Source organism: Streptomyces sp. NPDC050997, from assembly GCF_040660135.1.
Taxonomy (GTDB): domain Bacteria; phylum Actinomycetota; class Actinomycetes; order Streptomycetales; family Streptomycetaceae; genus Streptomyces.
This window is the reverse complement of sequence record NZ_JBFAGK010000016.1, coordinates 51,759-72,054: the sequence shown is the minus strand read 5'-3', so window position 1 is coordinate 72,054 and position 20,296 is coordinate 51,759. Positions and strand designations below refer to the sequence as shown.

Sequence of the window (20,296 nt, the reverse complement as noted above, 5' to 3'; positions counted from 1 at the left end):
GTTCGGCTGAGATCGCTTCGGCTGGAAAGCCATTCGGCGCGAGTGGGAACCGCATCGGCGCGAGCGGTGTACCAAAAGTGATGACGCTGCGACGTGGCGTTACAGAAGATGGCGCAGGGACCGGTCTCGGACCATGAGGGCGGCCCGCTTGGCGGGCAGGTCGACCTCGGCGGAGAAGCGGAAGCCGGCGCTCAGGAAGGCGGCGACGGAGGGAATGTTGCGAAGGTCGGGTTCCGCGACGACGCGGGCACAGGTGGGACGTGTGTCGAGCACAAGATCAGCGACGGCGTTGAGCAGAACGCTGCCACGCCCTCTTCCACGAGCGGAGACTTCGCCGACGAGAAGGTGGATACCGGTGTCGTGAGGCCGGGCGGCATAGTGACGGGCCAGCGGATCGAGGTCCGCGCGGTAGATCTCCCAGTAGCTCATCGGCGTGCCGTCCAGCACGCCGAGACACGGGACGCTGCGACCGTCACCGACGAGTTGCCCCCGCAGGTGTTCCTCGGTGGCGGCCTGAGGTCCTGCGAGCGCCCAGAACTCCGCGACTGCAGCGTCGTTCATCCACCGGCTGACGAGCGTCAGGTCCCGTTCGATCCGGACCGGGACGAGCTGGAACACGCCCACGGGGGTGGCGATCGGCCCCCGGCCGGCGATTCCGTCGAGCAGGTCGTCAGCTGTCGGGAGGGCGGAGGTGAGAGGTGCCGTGCCTGCGGTTCCGGGCCGTGCGGAGCCAGGGCCGGTTCCCACCTCCTGGACGTGCGCGAGCAGTTGGTCGGGCAGGCGCAGGTCCAGCGTGTCCTCGCCGTCCGGACCACCCAGTCGACCGCCCATGCCGGTTCTGCTTTCGCCGGTACGAGGTCTGGCACTGGCAACGGTGTCTGTGATCGGACTGGTACAGGCGTTGACGTGGGCGTCGGTGGGAGGCACGGCGACGCTCCTCTCGGATGGCGGGGTGGGTCATGTTCCTCAGAGGTGAAGGGAGAAGAGAGTTGGCGCGGGTCAGACGTGCTGGTCAGCAGCGCAGGGGGTTGGCGATGGTGACGTAGACGGACTGGGTGTCCACCGGGCCGACCAGTTCGTCGAGGCCGTGCAGGCGGGTCAGCAGGTTGGCCTTGCAGCGCAGGACGGGTGAGTCGAGGAGGCGGGCGGGCAGGTTGCCGCGCAGGCGGGCCGGTCCATGTGCCACGTCTGTGAGGAAACGGCGGAAGGCGGCGAGCAGAAGCCGTTCGTCGGCCAGACCTTGGGAGCCGAAAGCACCGATGAGACCGAGCACGTTGTTGATCACGAGGTAGTACGTGAATCGCTCGTCGGTGACCTCGTCGGAGACGAAGGTGTCGCTGTGTTCGCCGATTCCGGGGAGCCGGGCATCGAGTTCCGCGCGTCGGGACTCGCGGAAGTAGTAGCCCTGGTTGTCGCGGTAGCGGCCCCCGGCGGGCCAGCCGTCTCCGTCCAGGAGGAGCAGGGTGTTCTGCTGGTGCGCCTCCAGGGCGATCCCTACCTCCGCGTCCAGCCAGAGGACCGGACGGACCACCTGTTCGAGGTAGCGCAGGAACCACTCGGCGGCGACGGTTCCTCGGGGACGACCGGTCCGGCCGGCGAGGCGGGTGACGACATCGGCCAGGCGGGATCGCATAACAGGCCGGTCGGAGCCTCGGCATCCTGCGGCCGGCGGTGGGACATGGGGGCGGGGTGAGACGAGTCCGGCGATGCAGGAGACGTCGTCCGAAGGGCTGAAGGGGTTGTGCCGGATCATCACGTCGAGTCCGGGCACGGGGTGGCCATCCGATGCGTCGACGGCCAGCCAGGCCGGGTCGCGGACGATGTCGAAACCACGGTGAGCGGCCTGCCACTGCTTGGACAGGCCTCTGCGGAGCAGCCGGTGCACCTCGACGCCTCGGTGGAGTTCCTTGCGGAGGTTGTCACGACGGGAGTTGGTGATGCGCAGTCCCAGCGACAGCTTGAGCATGGCGGGGGCGTCGGAGCGGTGGACCGTTCGTAGCGAGGAGGTGGGGTGCCAGGGGGCGCCGTGGGTGCCGAGGTCCTGGAGCAGCCCGTCTTCGAACAGGGCCGCCGCCTCGGGACGTTGCCGGACCTCGCGCAGTTGCCAGGGGTGCAGCGGCAGGGCCGTGTGGCCTTCGGGCAGCGGCAGATCCGCGCCTGCCAGGCGTGCGGTGAGCTGGGCCGCGGGGACGGGGCGGCCGCGCTCGGTCCAGGCCGAGTCGGAGGCGAGCACGGAGGGAGCGACAGCCAACCAGTGCAGGGAGAAGGAGCCGCGCAACTCGGGCGAGTACAGCCGGGCTTCGGCTTCGGAGAGACCCTCGCGGCTCTTGGGAGTCGGGTGCAGAGGATGACCGAACATGAGCGCCTGTTCGGCGGCGAGAAACAGGTCGGGGGCGTCGGTCGGGTGCTTACGGCGGTCGCTGAGGAAGGTGCCGGTTCGGCGAACGGAGTCGGCCACACGCGCGACGAGGTCGGCGGTGTCGATGGCCGAATGGGGGCGGGGCCGAGCAGTGGCCTCGGGGACGGTTGCACCGGTCGCGGGGGGAGCCGTGTCAGCCGCGAGGGTGATGGAGGGGGTGACGGGGGCGGGAGGTGTCGGGGTGTCGAGCGGTGAGGAAGGAGTGGCGTTCGGCTCCGGGCTGTCGGCGGTGCTGTCGGCGGTGCACTCGACGGGGCCGAGATCCGAGGACGTGTCGTTCAGCGTCTCCCTGGCGAGCAGCGCGGCGATCGTGACCGCGTCGGCCGGTGGGGACTCCGCGGGGGCGTCGGCGAGGTACGGGAGGCCGAAGCGGTGCCATCCCGTCGGGGACCAGTACTGGACGGGGGCGAGAAGAGCTGTGCCGCTGGCCCGGAGCGGGATGCGCAGGATGCCGTTGCCGGGGGCGGCGAGGTTGGCCTCGCGTACCCAGCAGCGCAACAGGTTCTCCACGGCCGCAGCCCCGGCTGCGGTGTGCGGGTCGGGATGCTCCAAGAGGTCGAGGGCGGCCCCACGCAACGACTCGGCCGCCGGAGCGCTCCCCTGGGCCGGCGTCGTGTGGGCCGGCGCGTTCTCTCGCTGTGCGGGGGGCTCCTCTCGCACCGGCGAGGGTTCTCCTCCTGGGACCGAAGGCTCTGCTGGTCGTTGCTCGACCGAGGTGGCGGTCGGCGCGGGTGACATCTGGCAGGAGGCCTGATCGTCGCAGGCACCCGGCGAAACGGCACCGGAGGATTCTCGCGAGTGGGCGGGGAAACGGCCCAGGGGGTTGGAGTTGACGTTCAAAGCGTGTTCCTCGGGGTGGTTCTGGCTCGTGTGGCCGGGACGAATCGACAACGTGTGGGCGCAAAGGGCGTCCACAGGGCTTGAGGCTTGGGGCCTGCCTAAGTCGAAGGGATTGTTGGAGGTGAGCGATGTTCAGGACATGTCGGTCGGCGAAGCGCGAGCCGACCAGGCAAACGCGTTCATACGGACCTGCGTGGATGAAGGGACCGGGGCGGACACGCGAGCGGATGTGGACGCTCAAGCCCGTGCGAGAGCGCGCCCGTGTTCGGGACCGTGCCTCCCTGCTCATCCACAGGCCTGAGAGGGTGCACAAGCCCCCTGGTACGCACCGGCGGACTGCCCTCGCACCGGCCCCCTCACGGTTGGCGCTGCTGGTGGCCATGTGCGTGACCGCGAGCCACCGCCTCCACCGCGTCGGCCAGTCTGTCCAGCACCGCGGTCGCCTGTTCGTCGCTGATCGTCAGCGGCGGAAGCAGCCGTACGACGCTGCCATGACGACCGCCGAGTTCGACGATCAGGCCGCGTCGCAGACACTCCCGTTGGACGGCGGCCGCGAGTTCGGGAGCGGCGGCCCGAGGTCCGCGGGCGGGATCCGCCGCAGCCTCCAGGCCGACACCGTCGGCACCCCCACCATCCGCCCTAGGCCCCTCATCGCGACCACGACCACCACCGTCGCCCCCACCGCGCCCGGCCCCCTCTCCCTCGGCCTCACCCTCGCGCTTCGAAATCTCCACCGCCCCGACCGCCTCAACCATCTCCACGCCGATCATCAACCCCAGCCCCCGCACCTCACCGATCACCGCGAACTCCCGGGCCAGCTCCCGGAGTTGAGTCAGCATGCGGGAGCCCAGCGTGGCCGCGCGTTCGGCGAGGCGGTTTCCGCGGACGTAGGCCAAGGTCGCCGTTCCCGCGGCCATGGCGAGTTGGTTGCCGCGGAACGTGCCCGTGTGGGCGCCGGGTCTCCCGTTGTCGAGATCGTCGCGGTAGACCACGACGGCCAGGGGCAGGCTGCCGCCGATGGCCCTGGAGAGGACCATCACGTCAGGGGTGACTCCGCTGTGTTCCACCGCCCAGAAGGCTCCGGTGCGACCGACGCCGGTCTGGATCTCGTCGGCGATCAGGGGGACGGACCGTGCGGCGGTGATCTGCCGCATGCGGCGCATCCACTCGTCCGGGGCGGGGAACACCCCGCCCTCACCCTGCACTGGTTCGAGGATCATCCCGGCGGGCAGCGATGTGCGCGACTGGGGGGCGTCGAGGGCGGACTCGGCCCAACTGGCCGCGAGTTCGGCGCCGCGGGCGCCACCGACACCGAAGGGGCAACGGTAATCCTGCGGATAGGGCAGACGTACGAACCGTGTGTCGCGGGCCCCAAGTGCTTCGAACGCCGCCCCGGCGGTCGCGCCGTGCGAGGCATCGGTGAAGGCGAGCAGGCCGCTGCGGCCGGTCGCGGCGCGGACGAGCTTGAAGGCTGCTCCCGCCGCGTCCGTCTCGGCCGGTCCGCAGAACCGCACCCGCGCGCGGCCGGCGAGTCCGGACGGCAGAGTGCGGAACAGCTCGGCGGTGAAGGCGTCTTGGACCGGGGTCGCCAGATCGAGGGCGTGCAGGGGCGCGCCCGAGTCAAGGACCTTGCGGATCGCCTCCAGGACGACGGGATGGTTGTGCCCGAGGGCGAGAGCCCCCGCGCCGGAGAAACAGTCCAGGTAACGGCGGCCGTCCGCGCCCTCGATGGTCAGCCCCCGCGCGCGCACCGGGACGATCGGCAGGGCGCGCGCGTAGGTGCGCGCCGCCGGCTCGCGCGCCGACTGACGCCTCAGGATGCCCTCGTACGGGGAACGCGTCCCGGCGGGAGCCCCGGCACCGCCGCCGGCGCGCCGCACCACTGCCACCCCAAGCTCAGCGGTGCCGCCGTCCCCCATGCCGTGTTCCGCACCCTCAAGTGCACGGTCGACGGCATTTTCGAGCAAAGCGATGGTGGCATCTCCGGCCACAGCGACCGCGGCATCTGCGAGCCCAGCACCCACCGCCCTTCCCGACACAACGACCGCGACCTTTCCCGGCACGTCGGCCACGGCGTTCCCTGGCACGTCGGCCACGGCGTTCCCCGGCTCGCCGACGGGGGAACGTCCCGACCCATCGACGATGGCTCCTGCGAGCGCGGCGGCGGTGGCAGGGGCGACTCTGCGGGCCGCGGCGGCGACCCCGTCGGTCACGGCCGCAGTTGTCTGCGCGTCGCCAATGGTCTCCCCGGGCGCAGTCTCGGTCACGGTTCTCCCCGTCCTCCCGCTGTCCAGGGTGCGTGCAGTCACTCGCGTCCTCGCCCGTCCCGACATACGAACCCCCGCGAGCCTCGACTCGAAATCTGCGGGGAATTGGGCACAAGGGACCGAGCCGGCCACCACCGGCAGCAAGCCCCCCACCGCTACCAACCCCGTGCCGCACACCGGGTTACGGGTTGCCTCAAGATCCTTGGTGTGACGGAACCGATGCTGTTCCGTGCGAAGTCCCCCACTGCGAACGCATATCGTGTGAGGCCGTTCCCGAAGTCCGTGAGACCGACATGAACCCGCCGTGAGATCAGTGTGAGATCGGCGGTGTCCAGCCCGCGGTCCACGGCCAGAGCACCACGTTCGTCCACTCAGGGGGAGTCAGACATGCGATCCATAAGGCCGTCGTTCGCCACTCGTCGGGGGAGGAACGCGCGCCGCAGAACCTCCCCCGTGCTGGCTGCCGTCGCGCTCGCGTCGGCGCTCGCACTCACCGCCACCGCCTGCGACTCGGGCGATGCCGAGGCGGGCGGCGAGGCCAGCGCCTCCGCGGCATCCGAGGGCGACGGCAAGATCACGATCCCGGACAACGTCAGGGACAAGCTCAAAGAGCACGGTATCGACATCGACAAGTGGAAGAACGGCGCCTGGAAGAACTGGGACAAGGACGACTGGCTGCGCGAGGCCGACGAGTACATCAACCCGATCATCAAGGGTCTGTGGAACCCGGACCGGATGCGGGACGCCGATGACCCGGACAACGCCGTCGACAACAGCGACCTCTCCGGTGACCAGGGTGTGACCGACCCGACGCCCGAGCCGGTGGACGCGAAGGCCGTATCGCCTACGTACCATGCCAACGCGCCGGAGGCCGGCAAGGTGTTCTTCGACTCCCCCGAGGGCACGATGGTCTGCTCGGCGACGGTCGTGGAGGACCCCGAGCATCCCGGCAAGTCCAACACGGTGTGGACGGCGGGCCACTGTGTGCACGCCGGCAAGAAGGGCGGCTGGTACCGGAACATCGCGTTCGTGCCGTCGTACAACGACGAGGGCAAGTCGGGCGAGGAACTGCGGAACGCCACACAGGAGGAGGTCTCTCCGTACGGCGTCTGGTGGGGCGAGTGGGCGCAGACCTCGGACCAGTGGATCGAGCAGGGTGGCGCTACGGGCGGTGACGGCGCCTCGTACGACTTCGCGGTCATTCATGTGACCCCGGAGCAGGGCGGCAAGGGCAAGTCCCTGGAGGAGACGGTCGGTTCGGCTCTTCCGGTGGACTTCAACGCTCCGGCGGTGACCAAGGTCGACAGCATCACGGCGACGGGCTATCCGGCGGCGCCGCCGTTCGGCGGGCAGGCGCTGTACCAGTGCCAGGACAAGCCGGGTCGGCTGTCGATCGACAAGGCGGACCCGACGATGTACCGGATCGGCTGCACCATGACCGGCGGTTCGTCCGGCGGTGGCTGGGTCGCGACGGGCTCGGACGGCAAGCCGGCACTGGTCTCCAACACCTCGATCGGCCCGGCTACCGCAGGCTGGCTGGCCGGTCCGCGTCTGGGTGAGGTGGCCAAGGGTGTGTACGACTCGGTCAACGAGAAGTTCGCGGGCCAGTGACCCCACGATGGGCCGGTCGACAGGCCGGCCCACCGTGCACCACGCCCGCGTAGGGCCATGACCTGCGGTACGAGGTAGGCGGCCTCGGTCACACCGGCGAGCTGAGCAAGACGTACGGCGGCCAGTGACACGTATGCACTAAAAGGCCCGCCCCTGCGGCAAGCAGGGGCGGGCCTTCCAGGCTTTCGAAGGGCCGTTTTGAAGGGCCCTCCTGAAGAGCTGCGCCGTCAGGCGAGCGGCGCCGGAACATACGGCGCGAGATCCGCCGCCAGTTCCTCGTGCACCCGCGCCTTGAGCAGGGTGCCCTCCGGGGTGTGCTCCGCGGAGATCACCTCGCCCTCGTCGTGCGCGCGGGCGACCAGCTTGCCGTGCGTGTAGGGCACGAGTGCCTCGATCTCGACCGACGGTCGCGGCAGTTCGTTGTCGATCAGCGCGAGCAGTTCGGCGATGCCCCGGCCGGTACGAGCCGAGACCGCGATGGAACGCTTCTCGATCCGCATCAGTCGCTGTAGCGTCAGCGGGTCGGCCGCGTCCGCTTTGTTGATCACGACGATCTCGGGCACGCCGGTGGCACCGACTTCCCTGATCACCTCGCGCACGGCGGCCAGCTGCTCCTCGGGGTCGGGGTGCGAGCCGTCCACCACGTGCAGGATCAGGTCGGACTCGCCGACCTCCTCCATGGTGGAGCGGAACGCCTCGACCAGGTGGTGCGGCAGATGCCGTACGAAGCCGACCGTGTCGGCCAGCGTGTACAGCCGGCCGCTCGGGGTCTCGGCCCGGCGCACGGTCGGGTCGAGGGTCGCGAACAGGGAGTTCTCCACCAGCACGCCCGCGCCCGTGAGGCGGTTGAGCAGCGAGGACTTGCCGGCGTTGGTGTAACCCGCAATGGCGACCGAGGGCACCTTGTGGCGCTTGCGTTCCTGGCGCTTGATCTCGCGGCCGGTCTTCATGTCCGCGATCTCCCGGCGCATCTTCGCCATCTTCTCGCGGATCCGACGCCGGTCCGTCTCGATCTTGGTCTCACCGGGACCACGGGTGGCGAGGCCGCCGCCCTTGCCGCCGCCCATCTGACGGGACAGCGACTGACCCCAGCCTCGCAGCCTCGGCAGCATGTACTGCATCTGCGCGAGCGCGACCTGCGCCTTGCCCTCTCGGGACTTGGCGTGCTGGGCGAAGATGTCGAGGATCAGGGCCGTACGGTCGATGACCTTGACCTTGACGACGTCTTCGAGGTGGATGAGCTGGCCCGGGCTGAGCTCACCGTCGCAGATGACGGTGTCGGCGCCCGTTTCGAGCACGATGTCCCGCAACTCGTCGGCCTTGCCGGAACCGATGTAGGTGGCCGCGTCGGGCTTGTCGCGGCGCTGGATAACGCCGTCGAGCACGAGCGCGCCCGCGGTCTCGGCGAGGGCGGCGAGCTCCGCGAGGGAGTTGTCCGCATCCTGCGCGGTCCCCGAGGTCCAGACGCCGACGAGCACGACCCGCTCCAGGCGGAGCTGCCGGTACTCGACCTCGGTGACGTCCTCGAGTTCGGTGGAGAGGCCCGCGACGCGGCGCAGTGCCGCGCGCTCGGAACGGTCGAACTGCTCGCCGTCCCGCTCTCCGTCCGTCTCGTGGCTCCAGGCGACGTCCTCTTCCATCAGGGCATCGGCCCGAAGACCTTCGTGGTAGGCATCCGCGAGACGCTGGGAGTCCTGGGAAGAAGATGAAGAGGAGGTCATTGGGTCCTTACGTCGATGGGGATTCCGACAGTGCGGCGGCAGAGCGGAAGCGGAGCTTCTGAGCTGCTGCGTCACCACTCACAACGCACGAGTACCTCGGGAGATTCCCGTGCCCCGTGCCGCGCCGACCTGACGATGGTCGCACGGCACGGCACGTCTCGTCACTGAGTTATTCCGCACCCGCGCGCTGGGGTGCGGCCGACTTCCAGGTCGGGTGGCCGGGCATCGGCGGAGTCGTGTCGCCGTAGAGCCAGGGCTCCAAGAACCCGCCGAGATCGCGGCCGGAGAACCGGGAGGCGAGGCGCACGAAGTCGTCGGTCGTCGCCGTGGCGTCCTGGTGGCCGCTCACCCAGACGCGTTCCAGCTGTTCGAAGGCCGGGCGGCCGATCTCCTGGCGCAGGGCGTACAGGACGAGTGCGGCACCGTCGTAGACGTTCGGCCGGAAGATGCTGATCTTGTGGCCGGGGTCGGGCTCCTTGGGGGCCGCAGGGGGCCCGCCGGCGGCGCGCCAGCGGTCGGAGGATCTGTAGGCCGCCTTCATACGGTCCACCATCGACCGGTCCGCCTCCTCCTCCGCGTACAGGGCCTCGTACCAGGTCGCGTGCCCTTCGCTGAGCCACAGGTCGGACCAGGTGCGCGGGCTGACGCTGTCGCCGAACCACTGGTGCGCCAGCTCGTGCACCATGATCGACTCGACGTACCACGTGGGGTATCCGGCTTCGGTGAACAGACCCCTCTCGAAGAGGGAGAGAGTCTGCGTCTCCAGCTCGAAACCGGTGTCGGCCTCGGCCATGAGCAGGCCGTACGTCTCGAAGGGGTACGGCCCGACCTTGTCCTCCATCCAGGCGATCTGGTCGGGGGTCTTCTTCAGCCACCGCTCGAGTGCGGCCCGGTCCTTGGTGGGCACGACGTCCCGGACCGGCAGGTTGTGCGGGCCGGTGCGGCTCAGCACAGTGGAGCGGCCGATGGAGACCTGTGCGAGTTCGGTGGCCATGGGGTGCTGTGTCCGGTACGTCCAGGTCGTCGCCCGGCCGGCCCGTTCCACGTCGGTGGGCAGACCGTTGGCCACCGCCGTGTAGCCCTTCGGCGCGCTCACCCGGATGGTGAACATGGCCTTGTCGGAGGGGTGGTCGTTGCACGGGAACACCAGGTGGGCGGCATCGGCCTGGTTGGCCATGGCGAGACCGTCCGCGGTGCGTACCCAGCCGCCGTCACGGTCCTCGGCGGACACCGGGTCGCTGGTGTGCCGGACGGTGATCCGCGTCCAGCTCCCCTCCGGCAGCGGCTCCTCGGGCGTGACGACCAGGTCCTCGCCGGCGCTTGTGAAGGCCGCGGGCTCTCCGTCGACGTCGACCGAGTCGACCTCGCCGCGCGCGAAGTCGAGGTTCACGCGGTCCAGTGAGGTCGTCGTCCACGCGTCGATCGTGGTGACCGCCTGGAGCGGCTTGCTGTTGGTGCCGGGATAGACGAAGGACAGGTCGTACGACGCCACGTCGTACCCGGGATTGCCGAGGTACGGAAAGAGGCGGTCGCCGACCCCGAGCGGGGCGGCGGGGGTGCTCGCGGCGATGAGGGCGACGGCGGAGGCGAGCAGTGCCACCGCCTTCAGGCGGCGGAGGCTCCTGCGGAGGGCGCGGGGAACCGGGGTGCGGGGGGTGAGCAGCATGCCCCACCGCTACCAGCGCGCGCGTGCGCTTCGGCGGCGGCGCGCGATCGTCCCACCCGAACGGGTGGGACGGGTGACCGGCAGGTGACTCCGTCCTCCAAGGCTCAGCCCGCCCGGACTCAGCCCGCCAACACTCAGCCCTCTAGCACTCAGTCTTCCAGCGCCTGGGGCTGTGCCCGGCTCACGTCGTAGACGCCGGGCACGTTGCGCATGGCCCGCATCAGGGCCGGCAGATGGGCCGCGTCCGGAAGTTGGACGGTGTAGGTGTGGCGGACACGCTGCCGGCTCGGGGGTTCGACGGTCGCCGAGACGATCTCCGCGCCCTCCAGGGCCATCGCTTCGGTGAGGTCCGCGAGCAGGTGCGGGCGGCCGAACGATTCAGCGAACAGGGTCACCCGGCACTCGGTGGTATCCCCCCAGCGCACGCCGACCTCCGCGCGCCCCGCGAGCTTCATGCGCTCCACCGCCGCGCACTCCACGCGGTGGACGGTCACGGCTCCCCCACGTACGGCGAAGCCGGTCACCTCGTCGGGCGGTACAGGCGTACAACAGCCGGCGAGCCGTACGCTCGCGCCGGGCAGGTCGACGACGGCGTTCACGGTGGGGCGGTCGGCCGTGTCCGGCTCTTCGGCCTGCCCGGCAGCCAGACGGTCGGCGGTGGCCCGAGGCGCGTTCCGGGAGGCGTTCCGGGAGGCGTTCCGGGAGGCGTTCCGGGGGGCGAGGCTGTCGGCGGCGGGCCTGAAGGCTGTCTCGGAGGCCTGGAGGGCCGACGCCTGCTCGTCCTCCGGCGCCGCGACGGGCACCGGATGCGTAGCGATCCACCGCTGGATGGCGATCCGGGCGGCGGGCGTGTGGGCGTGCTTCAGCCATTCCCTGGAGGGCTCGGAGGCCGGGTCCTGTCCCATGAGGAGCTGGACGGTGTCGCCGTCCCGCAGGACCGTGCTCAGCGTCGCCAGGCGGCCGTTCACGCGGGCGCCGATGCAGGCGTGCGCGTCCTCGCCGTACTGCGCGTACGCGGCGTCCACACAGGTCGCGCCGTCGGGCAGCCCCAGGGTGCCGCCGTCGGGGCGGAAGACGGTGATCTCGCGGTCCTGGGCGAGGTCCTCGCGGAGCGTGGACCAGAAGGTGTCCGGGTCGGAGGCGGCCTCCTGCCAGTCGAGGAGGCGGGAGAGCCAGCCGGGTCGGGTCGGGTCGACGCGCTCGCCGTCTTTGGCGTCGGTCTGCTCCTCCGAAGGAGTGGCGTAGGGATTGCCGAGCGCGATGACGCCGGCCTCGGCGACCTTGTGCATCTGGTGGGTACGGATGAGGACTTCGACCACCTGCCCGGCCATGGGGGCGCCCCCGGGCGAGTCCGCTCCGCCCCGGGGGCGGGTCACCGCGGTGTGCAGCGACTGGTACAGGTTGAACTTCGGTACGGCGATGAAGTCCTTGAACTCCGAGACCACGGGCGTCAGGCAGGTGTGCAGTTCGCCCAGGACGCCGTAACAGTCGGCATCCTCGTTCACCAGCACGAGCAGCCGGCCGAAGTCGGCGCCACGCAGCCGGCCGCGTTTGCGGGCCACACGGTGCACCGAGACGAAGTGCCGTGGCCGGATGAGGACTTCGGCCTGGATGCCGGCGTCGCGCAGGACCGCCCGGACGTCGTCGGCCGTCTCGGCGAGCGGGTCGTCCGCGCGGGAGGCGTTGCCGACGATCAGCTCCCGCGTGTGCGCGTACTCCTCGGGGTGCAGGATCGCGAAGACCAGGTCTTCCAGTTCGGTCTTGAGCGCCTGGACACCGAGCCGTTCGGCGAGCGGGATGAGGACGTCGCGGGTGACCTTGGCGATGCGGGCCTGTTTCTCGGGACGCATCACACCGAGAGTGCGCATGTTGTGCAGTCGGTCCGCGAGTTTGATCGACATCACGCGGACGTCGTTGCCGGTGGCGACGAGCATCTTGCGGAAGGTCTCGGGCTCGGCGGCGGCGCCGTAGTCGACCTTCTCCAGCTTGGTCACGCCGTCGACGAGGAAGCGGACCTCCTCGCCGAACTGCTCGCGGACCTGAACGAGCGTCACGTCCGTGTCCTCGACGGTGTCGTGGAGCAGAGATGCCGTCAGGGTGGTGGTCTCGGCGCCGAGTTCGGCAAGGATCAGGGTCACCGCGAGCGGGTGGGTGATGTAGGGCTCACCGCTCTTGCGCATCTGACCGCGGTGCGAGGACTCGGCCAGGACGTAGGCGCGGCGCAGGAGTTCGAGGTCGGCGTCGGGGTGATGGGCGCGATGCACCTCGGCCACATGGCCGATGGCGTCGGGCAGCCGGTCACGGGCGGCGGGGCCGAGCAGCGCGGCCCGGCCGAGGCGGCGCAGGTCGATCCGGGCCCGGGCTTTTCTGCGGGGCGCCGTCGGCAGGGCAGGATCCGCTGTGGCCGGACCCGATGTCACCACCGGGCCCGGGGTCGCAGGGTTCGAGGCCTCTGCACTCATGGGCACCTCCGGCTGTGGACCGGCGGACGGGTGCCCCAGGGCTGACGCGGCTCAGGGGATGGCATCTGTCCCCCGTCCGGGCCGGTGCTTGATGCTACCGAGCCCATCACGGCCGACTGACCGCCTCTCGTCGAGCGTGAAACGGATCACCCAATCGAGCGAAGGTTTATAGGTTTACGATTGCGCATCTTCTGACCCCAATCGGTCAGCGGAGCGCGCTTCCCAGCCACTCCACGTCGATCTCCCCCTCGGCGACAATCACGGCGGGGCCGGTCATCTCGATCTCGCCGTCGGGCCGCTCGGTGATCACCAGGGTGCCGCCGGGCACGTCGACGGTGTACGTCACCGGAGTGCCGGTGACGGCCGGGTCGGCGCCGTCCCTGCGGGCGGCGGCCACGGCGACGGCGCACGCGCCCGTGCCGCACGAGCGGGTCTCGCCGGCGCCGCGCTCGTACACCCGCAGGGCGACGTGCCGGGGCCCGCGGTCGACCACGAACTCGACGTTGACCCCGTCCGGATAGGCGGCGGCCGGGCTGAACGGCGGCGGGGAGTACAGGTTGCCCGCGTGCGCCAGGTCGCTCACGAAGGCGACCGCGTGCGGGTTGCCCATGCTCACGTTCCGCGCGGGCCAGTCGCGCTCGCCGACGCTGACCGTGACGTCCCCCTCGGGGAGCAGCGCCTTGCCCATACCGACCGTGACGTCGCCCTCCTTGGCGATGTGCACGGTCTTCACACCTCCGCGCGTGGCGACCGCGAGATCACCCTCCCCCGCGTATCCGGCGCGCTGCAGGTAGCGCGCGAAGACCCGCACGCCGTTGCCGCACATCTCCGCGATCGAGCCGTCGCCGTTGCGGTAGTCCATGAACCACTCCGCCTCGGCCGCCATGCCCCTCGCCTCGGGGTGCGCGGCGGACCGTACGACGTGCAGCAGTCCGTCGCCGCCGATGCCCGCGCGGCGGTCGCACAGGGCGGCGACAGCCGCCGGGGAGAGGTCGACGGTGTTCTCGGGGTCCGGGACGATCACGAAGTCGTTCTCCGTGCCGTGCCCCTTGAGGAAGGCGATCCGCGTGCTCATTCCTCGATCGTACGGGGTGGGTACGACACCCCCGCGCGCGTGGGGAATCAGCGCAGCCGGGCCACGCGCCAGACGGCGAGCACGACCACGGCGGCGACCAGCACGATGTAGGCGATCGCCACGCGCCAGTCCGGCCTGCGACCGGAACCACGCTGCGGAAGCCCAGGCCACGTGTAACCCACGCGGCGGGCAGCCATCATGCCCCAGCCGGCCGCACAGGAGCAGATCAGCAGACCCAGCATGGCGATGACGGCCCCGCTGTCGCCGAAGTCGAAGGCGAGCGGAAAGGCGAACATCAGGGAGCCGACCGCGGCGAGGCTCACGATGGGTGCGAGCTGCCAGATGCGCAGCCGACGCTGCGGACGGAGCTCGACCTCGACCTCCGGGCCGCCCGGGAACATCTCCTCCGGCTCGGGGCCGTCAGCGGTCACCCCGTCCGGTGTCTCGTCGGGTCCGTCGGAGCTCAGACGGTCGTCTTCCTGCTCCGGTTCCCCGCTCTCCGCGGTGAGGTGTTCGGTGCCTTGTGCGGTGTCGCGAGGGCTGGCCTCCATCGCCACGCGCCCTCCCAACTTGGACTCCACTTGGTCGATCGCAGCTTGATGATGGCACGGCGCCGGAGGCCGCGATGACGGCCGGAGCGTCCCGATGCCATGACGTGATCAGGCTGTAACCGGTCGTTCGACCAACGCCAGCGCGACCTGCGGAAGTTCTGTGAGATCCGCCGCAGCCCCACTCAACCAGTGCACCCGCGGATCGCGCCTGAACCAGGAATCCTGACGGCGCGCGAAGCGCTTGGTGGCACGAATCGTCTCGACCCGCGCATCCTCCAGGGTGCACTCCCCGGTGAGCGCCGCGAGCACCTGCTGGTAGCCGAGCGCGCGCGACGCCGTACGCCCCTCTCGCAGACCCTGCGCCTCCAGTGCGCGCACTTCCTCCACGAGCCCGGCCTCCCACATCCGGTCGACCCGGCGCGCGATGCGCTCGTCGAGTTCCGGGCGGGCCACGTCGACGCCGATCTGGAGGGTGTCGTAGACGGAGTCATGGCCGGGGAGGTTGGCGGTGAAGGGCCGGCCGGTGATCTCGATCACTTCGAGGGCCCGAACGATACGGCGGCCGTTACTGGGCAGGATCGCCGTCGCGGCCTCCGGGTCGGCTGCGGCCAGGCGGGCGTGCAGCGCGCCGGAGCCGCGCAGGGTGAGTTCGTCCTCCAGCCGGGCCCTGACCTCGGGGTCGGTGCCGGGGAACTCGAGGTTGTCGACGGCTCCGCGGACGTACAGGCCGGAGCCGCCGACCAGGATCGGCCAGCGGCCCTCGGCGAGCAGTAGGTCGATCCGGGCGCGGGCCAGCCTCTGGTACTCGGCGACGGACGCGGTGACTGTGACGTCCCAGATGTCCAGGAGGTGGTGCGGTACGCCTGCGCGCTCCTCGGGTGTCAGCTTGGCGGTGCCGATGTCCATCCCTCGGTAGAGCTGCATGGAGTCGGCGTTGACGACCTCGCCGCCGAGCCGCTGGGCCAGGAACACGCCCAGATCGGACTTTCCGGCTGCGGTCGGTCCGACGACGGCGATGACGCGGGGGGCGGGGGGTGCGCTTCTCACTGCCACAGTCTCGCAAACCTGGACCGGTGGCCTCTAACGAGTTACGTGACGGTCCGGGGTGAGGGTCGTTCCCAGTTGCGAGGCCTTCCGCCGCCCGATCACAGAGGCGGCGACCCGGGCTGCGCAATCGGACGCACCGGACGACGCGGGATTTCGCCCGCACGAGTAACGTATGGAGTGGATATGGGCGTTTTCGCACGACTTCTCCGGAGGTCGAAGACCACGGAGGAGGCGGCAACCGCCGAAGCACAGGCCGACGCGTCGACGGCCGAGCCCGCGGCTCAGGAGGCGGCGGAGGCGAAGGGGTCGACCGAGACCGAGGTCAGGGCGGACGCCAAGGCCGAGGGCGCGGTGGAGGAAACGGCGACACCAACGGCCGAGGACAGCACGGGCGATGGCGTCGAGATCCCCAAGCAGCAGTCCGCCGGGGAGGTTGCCGACAGCGGGGCCGGGGAAAGCGCCCGCACGTAATCGCCCACCAGGGAAGGTGGACCATGGGTCTCCTGGACAATTTGAAGGGCAAGATGGGCCCGGCCAAGGACAAGGTCTCCGGCCTCGCGCAGCAGCATGGGGACAAGGTCGAGCGCGGTCTCGACAAGGCCGCGAAGGTCGTCGACGAGAAGACCAAGGGCAAGTACAGCGGCAAGATCCACGCCGGCACGGGCAAGGCCAAGGGCGCCATGGACCGCCTCGCGCACAAGGACGACACGGACCCGGGTGGCACAGGTGCCGGCGGTGGCCCGGGCGGTGACAGCGGCACGCCTCCGGCCTCGCCGCCGCCCGACTCAACGCCGCCTGCCTCACCCCCGCCGACTTCCTGAACGGCACGGCATATCGCCGGACGGCCGCGGAGCACCACGCTCCCGGCCGTCCGCCGCGTCCGGTGTTCGGCCGGCGTCCGGTCCTCGGCCCGGCCTTTCCGGACGAACCCCCGCCGTCCGTCCACTCCGGGCGTGCGGCCGGAGCAGAGGGGGCTCTGTCAATGGCGTCCGGGTGCACCCGCCGCCCTTGACGTCACGACCAGGTCGCGACCACGTACCCCACGCCGTACGGTGCGTCCTCGTACAGCAGGGCGCCGCCGAGTCCCGCGCCTTCGGCCGCGCCCGCCAGGACCTGCCAGGGTGCCCGGCCGGAGGCCTTCAGTTCGGACGCCAGCTCGGCGTCCAGTGTTTCCAGGGCTGCACCGTCCGCCGTGCCCAGCGCACGCGCGACCTCCGCGTCGAAGGGTGCCGCGCGCTCGTCGAGGTAGCCGGGGGCCTTGAGCGTGCGGCAGGCGCTGGCGTCGCCCATCACCAGCAGCGCCACCCGCTCGTCCCCGGCGGCGAGATCCCTTCCGACTTGGATACACCGCTCGGGCGCGAGGGGTTCCCCGACGCCAAGTCCCTCGATCGGGGCGTCGGACCACCCGGTGCGCTCCAGCAGCCACGCGGCCACCGCGAGCGAGGGCGGAAGCGAGCGCTCGGGCGCTCCGTTTCTCTCCCTGCCCTCTTCCTCACCCCGGCCCGCGCCCTCAACCGCGCCGTCGTCTACACCCCGGGCCGTACTTGCGTCCGCTTCCCCGACCGCCCCCAGGCGTACGCCCAGATCCACGCCGAACCCCTGGAACGTTCCCCGCGCGCCCTGCGGATACGGTCCGCGTCCACTCCTGTCGGCGGGACCGACGACCACGAGCCGGTCCGGCCGGGCGGCGGCGAGAACGCCGAGCGCGTCCGTGCACGCGGCACGCGCGGCGTCCAGCTCGGACGCGGCACCCGCGGCGACGTCGGGCACCAGGAGGGGCGGGCAGGGGCAGACGGCGGCGGCGACAAGCATGATCGGCAGAGTACGCGGTCAGTACGTCCGGCCGTGTCCCGTCAGTCGCGGCCGCAGCCGCCGACCGTCGCGACCGGCAGTGGTGCCGGTACCCCGATCTTCGGGAGGCCGAGCAGCACACCCGAAGGCTTCGCGGCCTGCTCCACGTTGCGCTTCTCCCACGCGTCGCCCGCGCGGGTGCGACGCACGCCGAGGACGGCGCCTTCGGCGAGGAGGTGGTGCGGGGCGGCGTACGTGATCTCGACCGTGACGACGTCACCGGGGCGGACGTCCTGGTCCGGCTTGGCGAAGTGGACGAGACGGTTGTCGGGGGCGCGGCCGGAGAGGCGGTGGGTGGCGCCGTCCTTGCGGCCCTCGCCCTCGGCGACCATGAGGTCGAGGGTGCGGCCGACCTGCTTCTTGTTCTCGTCCCAGGAGATCTCCTCCTGGAGGGCGACGAGGCGCTCGTAGCGCGCCTGGACGACCTCCTTGGGGATCTGGTTCTCCATGGTCGCGGCCGGGGTGCCGGGCCGCTTGGAGTACTGGAAAGTGAACGCCTGCGCGAACCGCGCCTCGCGCACGACGTGCAGGGTCTGCTCGAAGTCCTCCTCGGTCTCGCCGGGGAAGCCCACGATGATGTCGGTGGTGATCGCCGCGTGCGGGATGGCGGCGCGGACCTTCTCGATGATGCCCAGGTAACGGTCCTGGCGGTAGGAACGGCGCATCGCCTTCAGGACCGTGTCCGAACCGGACTGCAGGGGCATGTGGAGCTGCGGCATCACGTTCGGCGTCTCGGCCATGGCCGAGATGACGTCGTCGGTGAAGTCGCGCGGGTGCGGGGAGGTGAAGCGGACGCGCTCCAGGCCCTCGATGTTCCCGCAGGCGCGCAGCAGCTTGCTGAAGGCCTCGCGGTCACCGATGTCGGAGCCGTACGCGTTGACGTTCTGGCCGAGCAGGGTGATCTCGCAGACGCCCTCGGCGACCAGTGCCTCGACCTCGGCGAGAACGTCCCCCGGGCGGCGGTCCTTCTCCTTGCCGCGCAGGGCCGGGACGATGCAGAAGGTGCAGGTGTTGTTGCAGCCGACGGAGACCGACACCCAGGCGGCGTACGCGCTCTCGCGCCGCGTCGGCAGGGTGGACGGGAACGCCTCCAGGGACTCGGCGATCTCGACCTGCGCCTCCTCCTGGACGCGGGCGCGCTCCAGCAGGACCGGCAGCTTGCCGATGTTGTGCGTGCCGAAGACGACGTCCACCCAGGGCGCCTTCTTCACGATGGTGTCGCGGTCCTTCTGCGCCAGACAACCGCCGACCGCGATCTGCATGCCGGGCCGTGAGGCCTTCCTCGGCGCGAGGCGCCCGAGGTTGCCGTACAGCCGGTTGTCCGCGTTCTCCCGCACCGCGCAGGTGTTGAAGACCACGACGTCCGCGTCGCCGTCCGACCCCTCGGGGGCGCGTACATAACCGGCGTCTTCGAGCAGCCCGGACAATCGCTCGGAATCGTGGACATTCATCTGGCACCCGTAGGTGCGCACCTCGTATGTCTTCACGCCCACTGCCTGGCTCCGGTCGCTGCTGCTCATGTGACAAGGGTAGGCGGTGCCGGAGGTGGCTTCGGTCGCCCTGTGGACAACCGGTGGCTCAGGCCGCGGCCGGCCGTCCCGACCGGGACCTCATCAGCGGCTGGATGCGCGTGCCGAAGTTCTCGAGTCCTTCGAGGAAGTCGTCGAAGACGAGCATGATCCCCTTGGTGCCGGGGACTTCGGCGATCTCGTCGAGCATTCCCGCGACGGTCTCGTACGAGCCGACGAGCGTGCCCATGTTGAAGTTCACGGCGCCCTCCGGCAGCGAGATGGTCCGAGCGGTGGAGGAGTCGTCGGCCGTCGTGTCCGTGGCCGACTCCCCCGCCATGTACGCCAGCGCCGCGCGGTCGGCGTTGTCGTGGTAGTCCTGCCATTTCGCGCGGGCGGCCTCGTCGGTCTCGTCGGCGACGACCATGAACAGTGACAGCGCCCCGACATCGCGGCCGGTCCCGCGCGCCTCGTCGACGAGGGCTGCCGTGGTGTCCGCGAGCGCGAGCGGGGTGTTGACGCCGCTGCCCAGGATGAAGTTGTAGTCGGCGTGCTCGGCGGCGAACCGCATCCCGGTGTTGCTCTGCCCGGCGGCGACGATGTCGATGTGCCCGTTCGCCGGGCGCGGGGACAGCACGCAGTTGTCCATCTCGTAGAACTCGCCCTTGAAGTCGCTCAGGCCCTCGCTCCACAGCTCCTTCATCACGGTGACGTACTCGACGGCCCGGGCATAGCGGTTGCCGAAGTGCTCGTCCCCGGGCCACAGGCCCATCTGCGCGTACTCGCTGGGCGCCCAGCCGGTGACGATGTTGACGCCGAAGCGCCCGGGGGCGATGGAGTCGACCGTGACCGCCATGCGCGCGACGATCGCCGGCGGCAGCGCGAGGATCGGGGTGGAGGCGTACAGCTTGATCCGCTTCGTCACCGCGGCCAGGCCGGCCATCAGCGTGAACGACTCGAGACAGTGGTCCCAGAACTCCGTGTCGCCGCCGAACCCCTTGAGTTTGATCATCGAGAGGGCGAAGTCGAGTCCGTGTTCCTCGGCCTTCTGTACGACGGCCTTGTTCAGCTCGAAGGTCGGCAGGTACTGCGGCGAGCTCTTCGATATGAGCCAGCCGTTGTTGCCGATGGGGATGAAGACGCCGATGTCCATGCCGCTCCTCAGTGGGTCGGAGGAGTCCCGCGGGGCTCCCGTCCATGATCGGAGACCTGCCCGAGCGGCGGCTCGCTACACGGCCCCCCTTTCAATAACTCACGTCATTTTCCTGCCTGTTCATG

At 70.4% G+C, this 20,296-nt stretch carries 15 protein-coding genes; 3 read left to right on the top strand and 12 right to left on the bottom strand.

The features are described from left to right. Positions 1-99: 99 nt before the first annotated feature. The 3 genes from AB0H86_RS30465 to AB0H86_RS30455 form a co-directional block, all read right to left on the bottom strand. A complete protein-coding gene (locus tag AB0H86_RS30465) occupies positions 100-831 on the bottom strand; it encodes a GNAT family N-acetyltransferase (RefSeq protein WP_362445784.1) in 732 nt (243 codons plus the stop codon). 181 nt (positions 832-1,012) lie between these two features. After that, positions 1,013-2,995, bottom strand: a complete 1,983-nt coding sequence (locus AB0H86_RS30460) for an IucA/IucC family protein (protein WP_362446133.1) — start codon at positions 2,993-2,995, stop codon at positions 1,013-1,015. A gap of 620 nt (positions 2,996-3,615) precedes the next feature. Continuing rightward, on the bottom strand, positions 3,616-5,526 hold the full coding sequence (locus AB0H86_RS30455; RefSeq protein ID WP_362445781.1) for an aminotransferase class III-fold pyridoxal phosphate-dependent enzyme: 1,911 nt from the start codon (positions 5,524-5,526) through the stop codon (positions 3,616-3,618). 387 nt (positions 5,527-5,913) lie between these two features. On the opposite strand from AB0H86_RS30455, the gene AB0H86_RS30450 reads away from it, so the two are divergent. Continuing rightward, entirely contained in the window at positions 5,914-7,137 is a 1,224-nt protein-coding gene (locus AB0H86_RS30450) for a hypothetical protein (protein ID WP_362445778.1), read from the top strand. Between the two features lie 227 nt (positions 7,138-7,364). On the opposite strand, the gene hflX is transcribed toward AB0H86_RS30450, so the two are convergent. From hflX to miaA, 6 genes are all read right to left on the bottom strand, one after another. Further along, complete coding sequence (gene hflX, locus AB0H86_RS30445; RefSeq protein ID WP_362445776.1) at positions 7,365-8,858, bottom strand: GTPase HflX; 1,494 nt, start codon at positions 8,856-8,858, stop codon at positions 7,365-7,367. Positions 8,859-9,027: 169 nt separating this feature from the next. After that, on the bottom strand, positions 9,028-10,524 hold the full coding sequence (locus AB0H86_RS30440; protein ID WP_362445772.1) for a M1 family metallopeptidase: 1,497 nt from the start codon (positions 10,522-10,524) through the stop codon (positions 9,028-9,030). Between the two features lie 149 nt (positions 10,525-10,673). Then, positions 10,674-12,986, bottom strand: a complete 2,313-nt coding sequence (locus AB0H86_RS30435; protein WP_362445769.1) for an HD domain-containing protein — start codon at positions 12,984-12,986, stop codon at positions 10,674-10,676. A gap of 205 nt (positions 12,987-13,191) precedes the next feature. Next, on the bottom strand, positions 13,192-14,061 hold the full coding sequence (gene dapF, locus AB0H86_RS30430) for a diaminopimelate epimerase (RefSeq protein WP_362445766.1): 870 nt from the start codon (positions 14,059-14,061) through the stop codon (positions 13,192-13,194). 47 nt (positions 14,062-14,108) lie between these two features. Then, positions 14,109-14,612, bottom strand: coding sequence for a hypothetical protein (locus tag AB0H86_RS30425; RefSeq protein WP_362446130.1), 504 nt, complete (start codon positions 14,610-14,612; stop codon positions 14,109-14,111). Positions 14,613-14,720: 108 nt separating this feature from the next. After that, complete coding sequence (miaA, locus tag AB0H86_RS30420; RefSeq protein ID WP_362445763.1) at positions 14,721-15,659, bottom strand: tRNA (adenosine(37)-N6)-dimethylallyltransferase MiaA; 939 nt, start codon at positions 15,657-15,659, stop codon at positions 14,721-14,723. A 183-nt stretch (positions 15,660-15,842) separates the two neighbouring features. Between miaA and AB0H86_RS30415 the strand changes: the two genes are divergently transcribed. Continuing rightward, on the top strand, positions 15,843-16,130 hold the full coding sequence (locus AB0H86_RS30415; RefSeq protein WP_362445760.1) for a hypothetical protein: 288 nt from the start codon (positions 15,843-15,845) through the stop codon (positions 16,128-16,130). Positions 16,131-16,153: 23 nt separating this feature from the next. Beyond that, complete coding sequence (locus AB0H86_RS30410; RefSeq protein ID WP_362445757.1) at positions 16,154-16,480, top strand: antitoxin; 327 nt, start codon at positions 16,154-16,156, stop codon at positions 16,478-16,480. A 193-nt stretch (positions 16,481-16,673) separates the two neighbouring features. Here AB0H86_RS30410 and AB0H86_RS30405 read toward each other — a convergent pair whose 3' ends face one another. Genes AB0H86_RS30405 through rutA form a run of 3 tightly spaced genes read right to left on the bottom strand, consistent with a single transcriptional unit; the run spans position 16,674 to position 20,171 of the window. After that, on the bottom strand, positions 16,674-17,471 hold the full coding sequence (locus AB0H86_RS30405) for a class III extradiol dioxygenase subunit B-like domain-containing protein (RefSeq protein ID WP_362445755.1): 798 nt from the start codon (positions 17,469-17,471) through the stop codon (positions 16,674-16,676). Between the two features lie 41 nt (positions 17,472-17,512). Then, positions 17,513-19,030, bottom strand: coding sequence for a tRNA (N6-isopentenyl adenosine(37)-C2)-methylthiotransferase MiaB (gene miaB, locus AB0H86_RS30400; RefSeq protein ID WP_362445752.1), 1,518 nt, complete (start codon positions 19,028-19,030; stop codon positions 17,513-17,515). A gap of 58 nt (positions 19,031-19,088) precedes the next feature. After that, a complete protein-coding gene (rutA, locus tag AB0H86_RS30395; RefSeq protein WP_362445749.1) occupies positions 19,089-20,171 on the bottom strand; it encodes a pyrimidine utilization protein A in 1,083 nt (360 codons plus the stop codon). Positions 20,172-20,296: the final 125 nt, after the last annotated feature.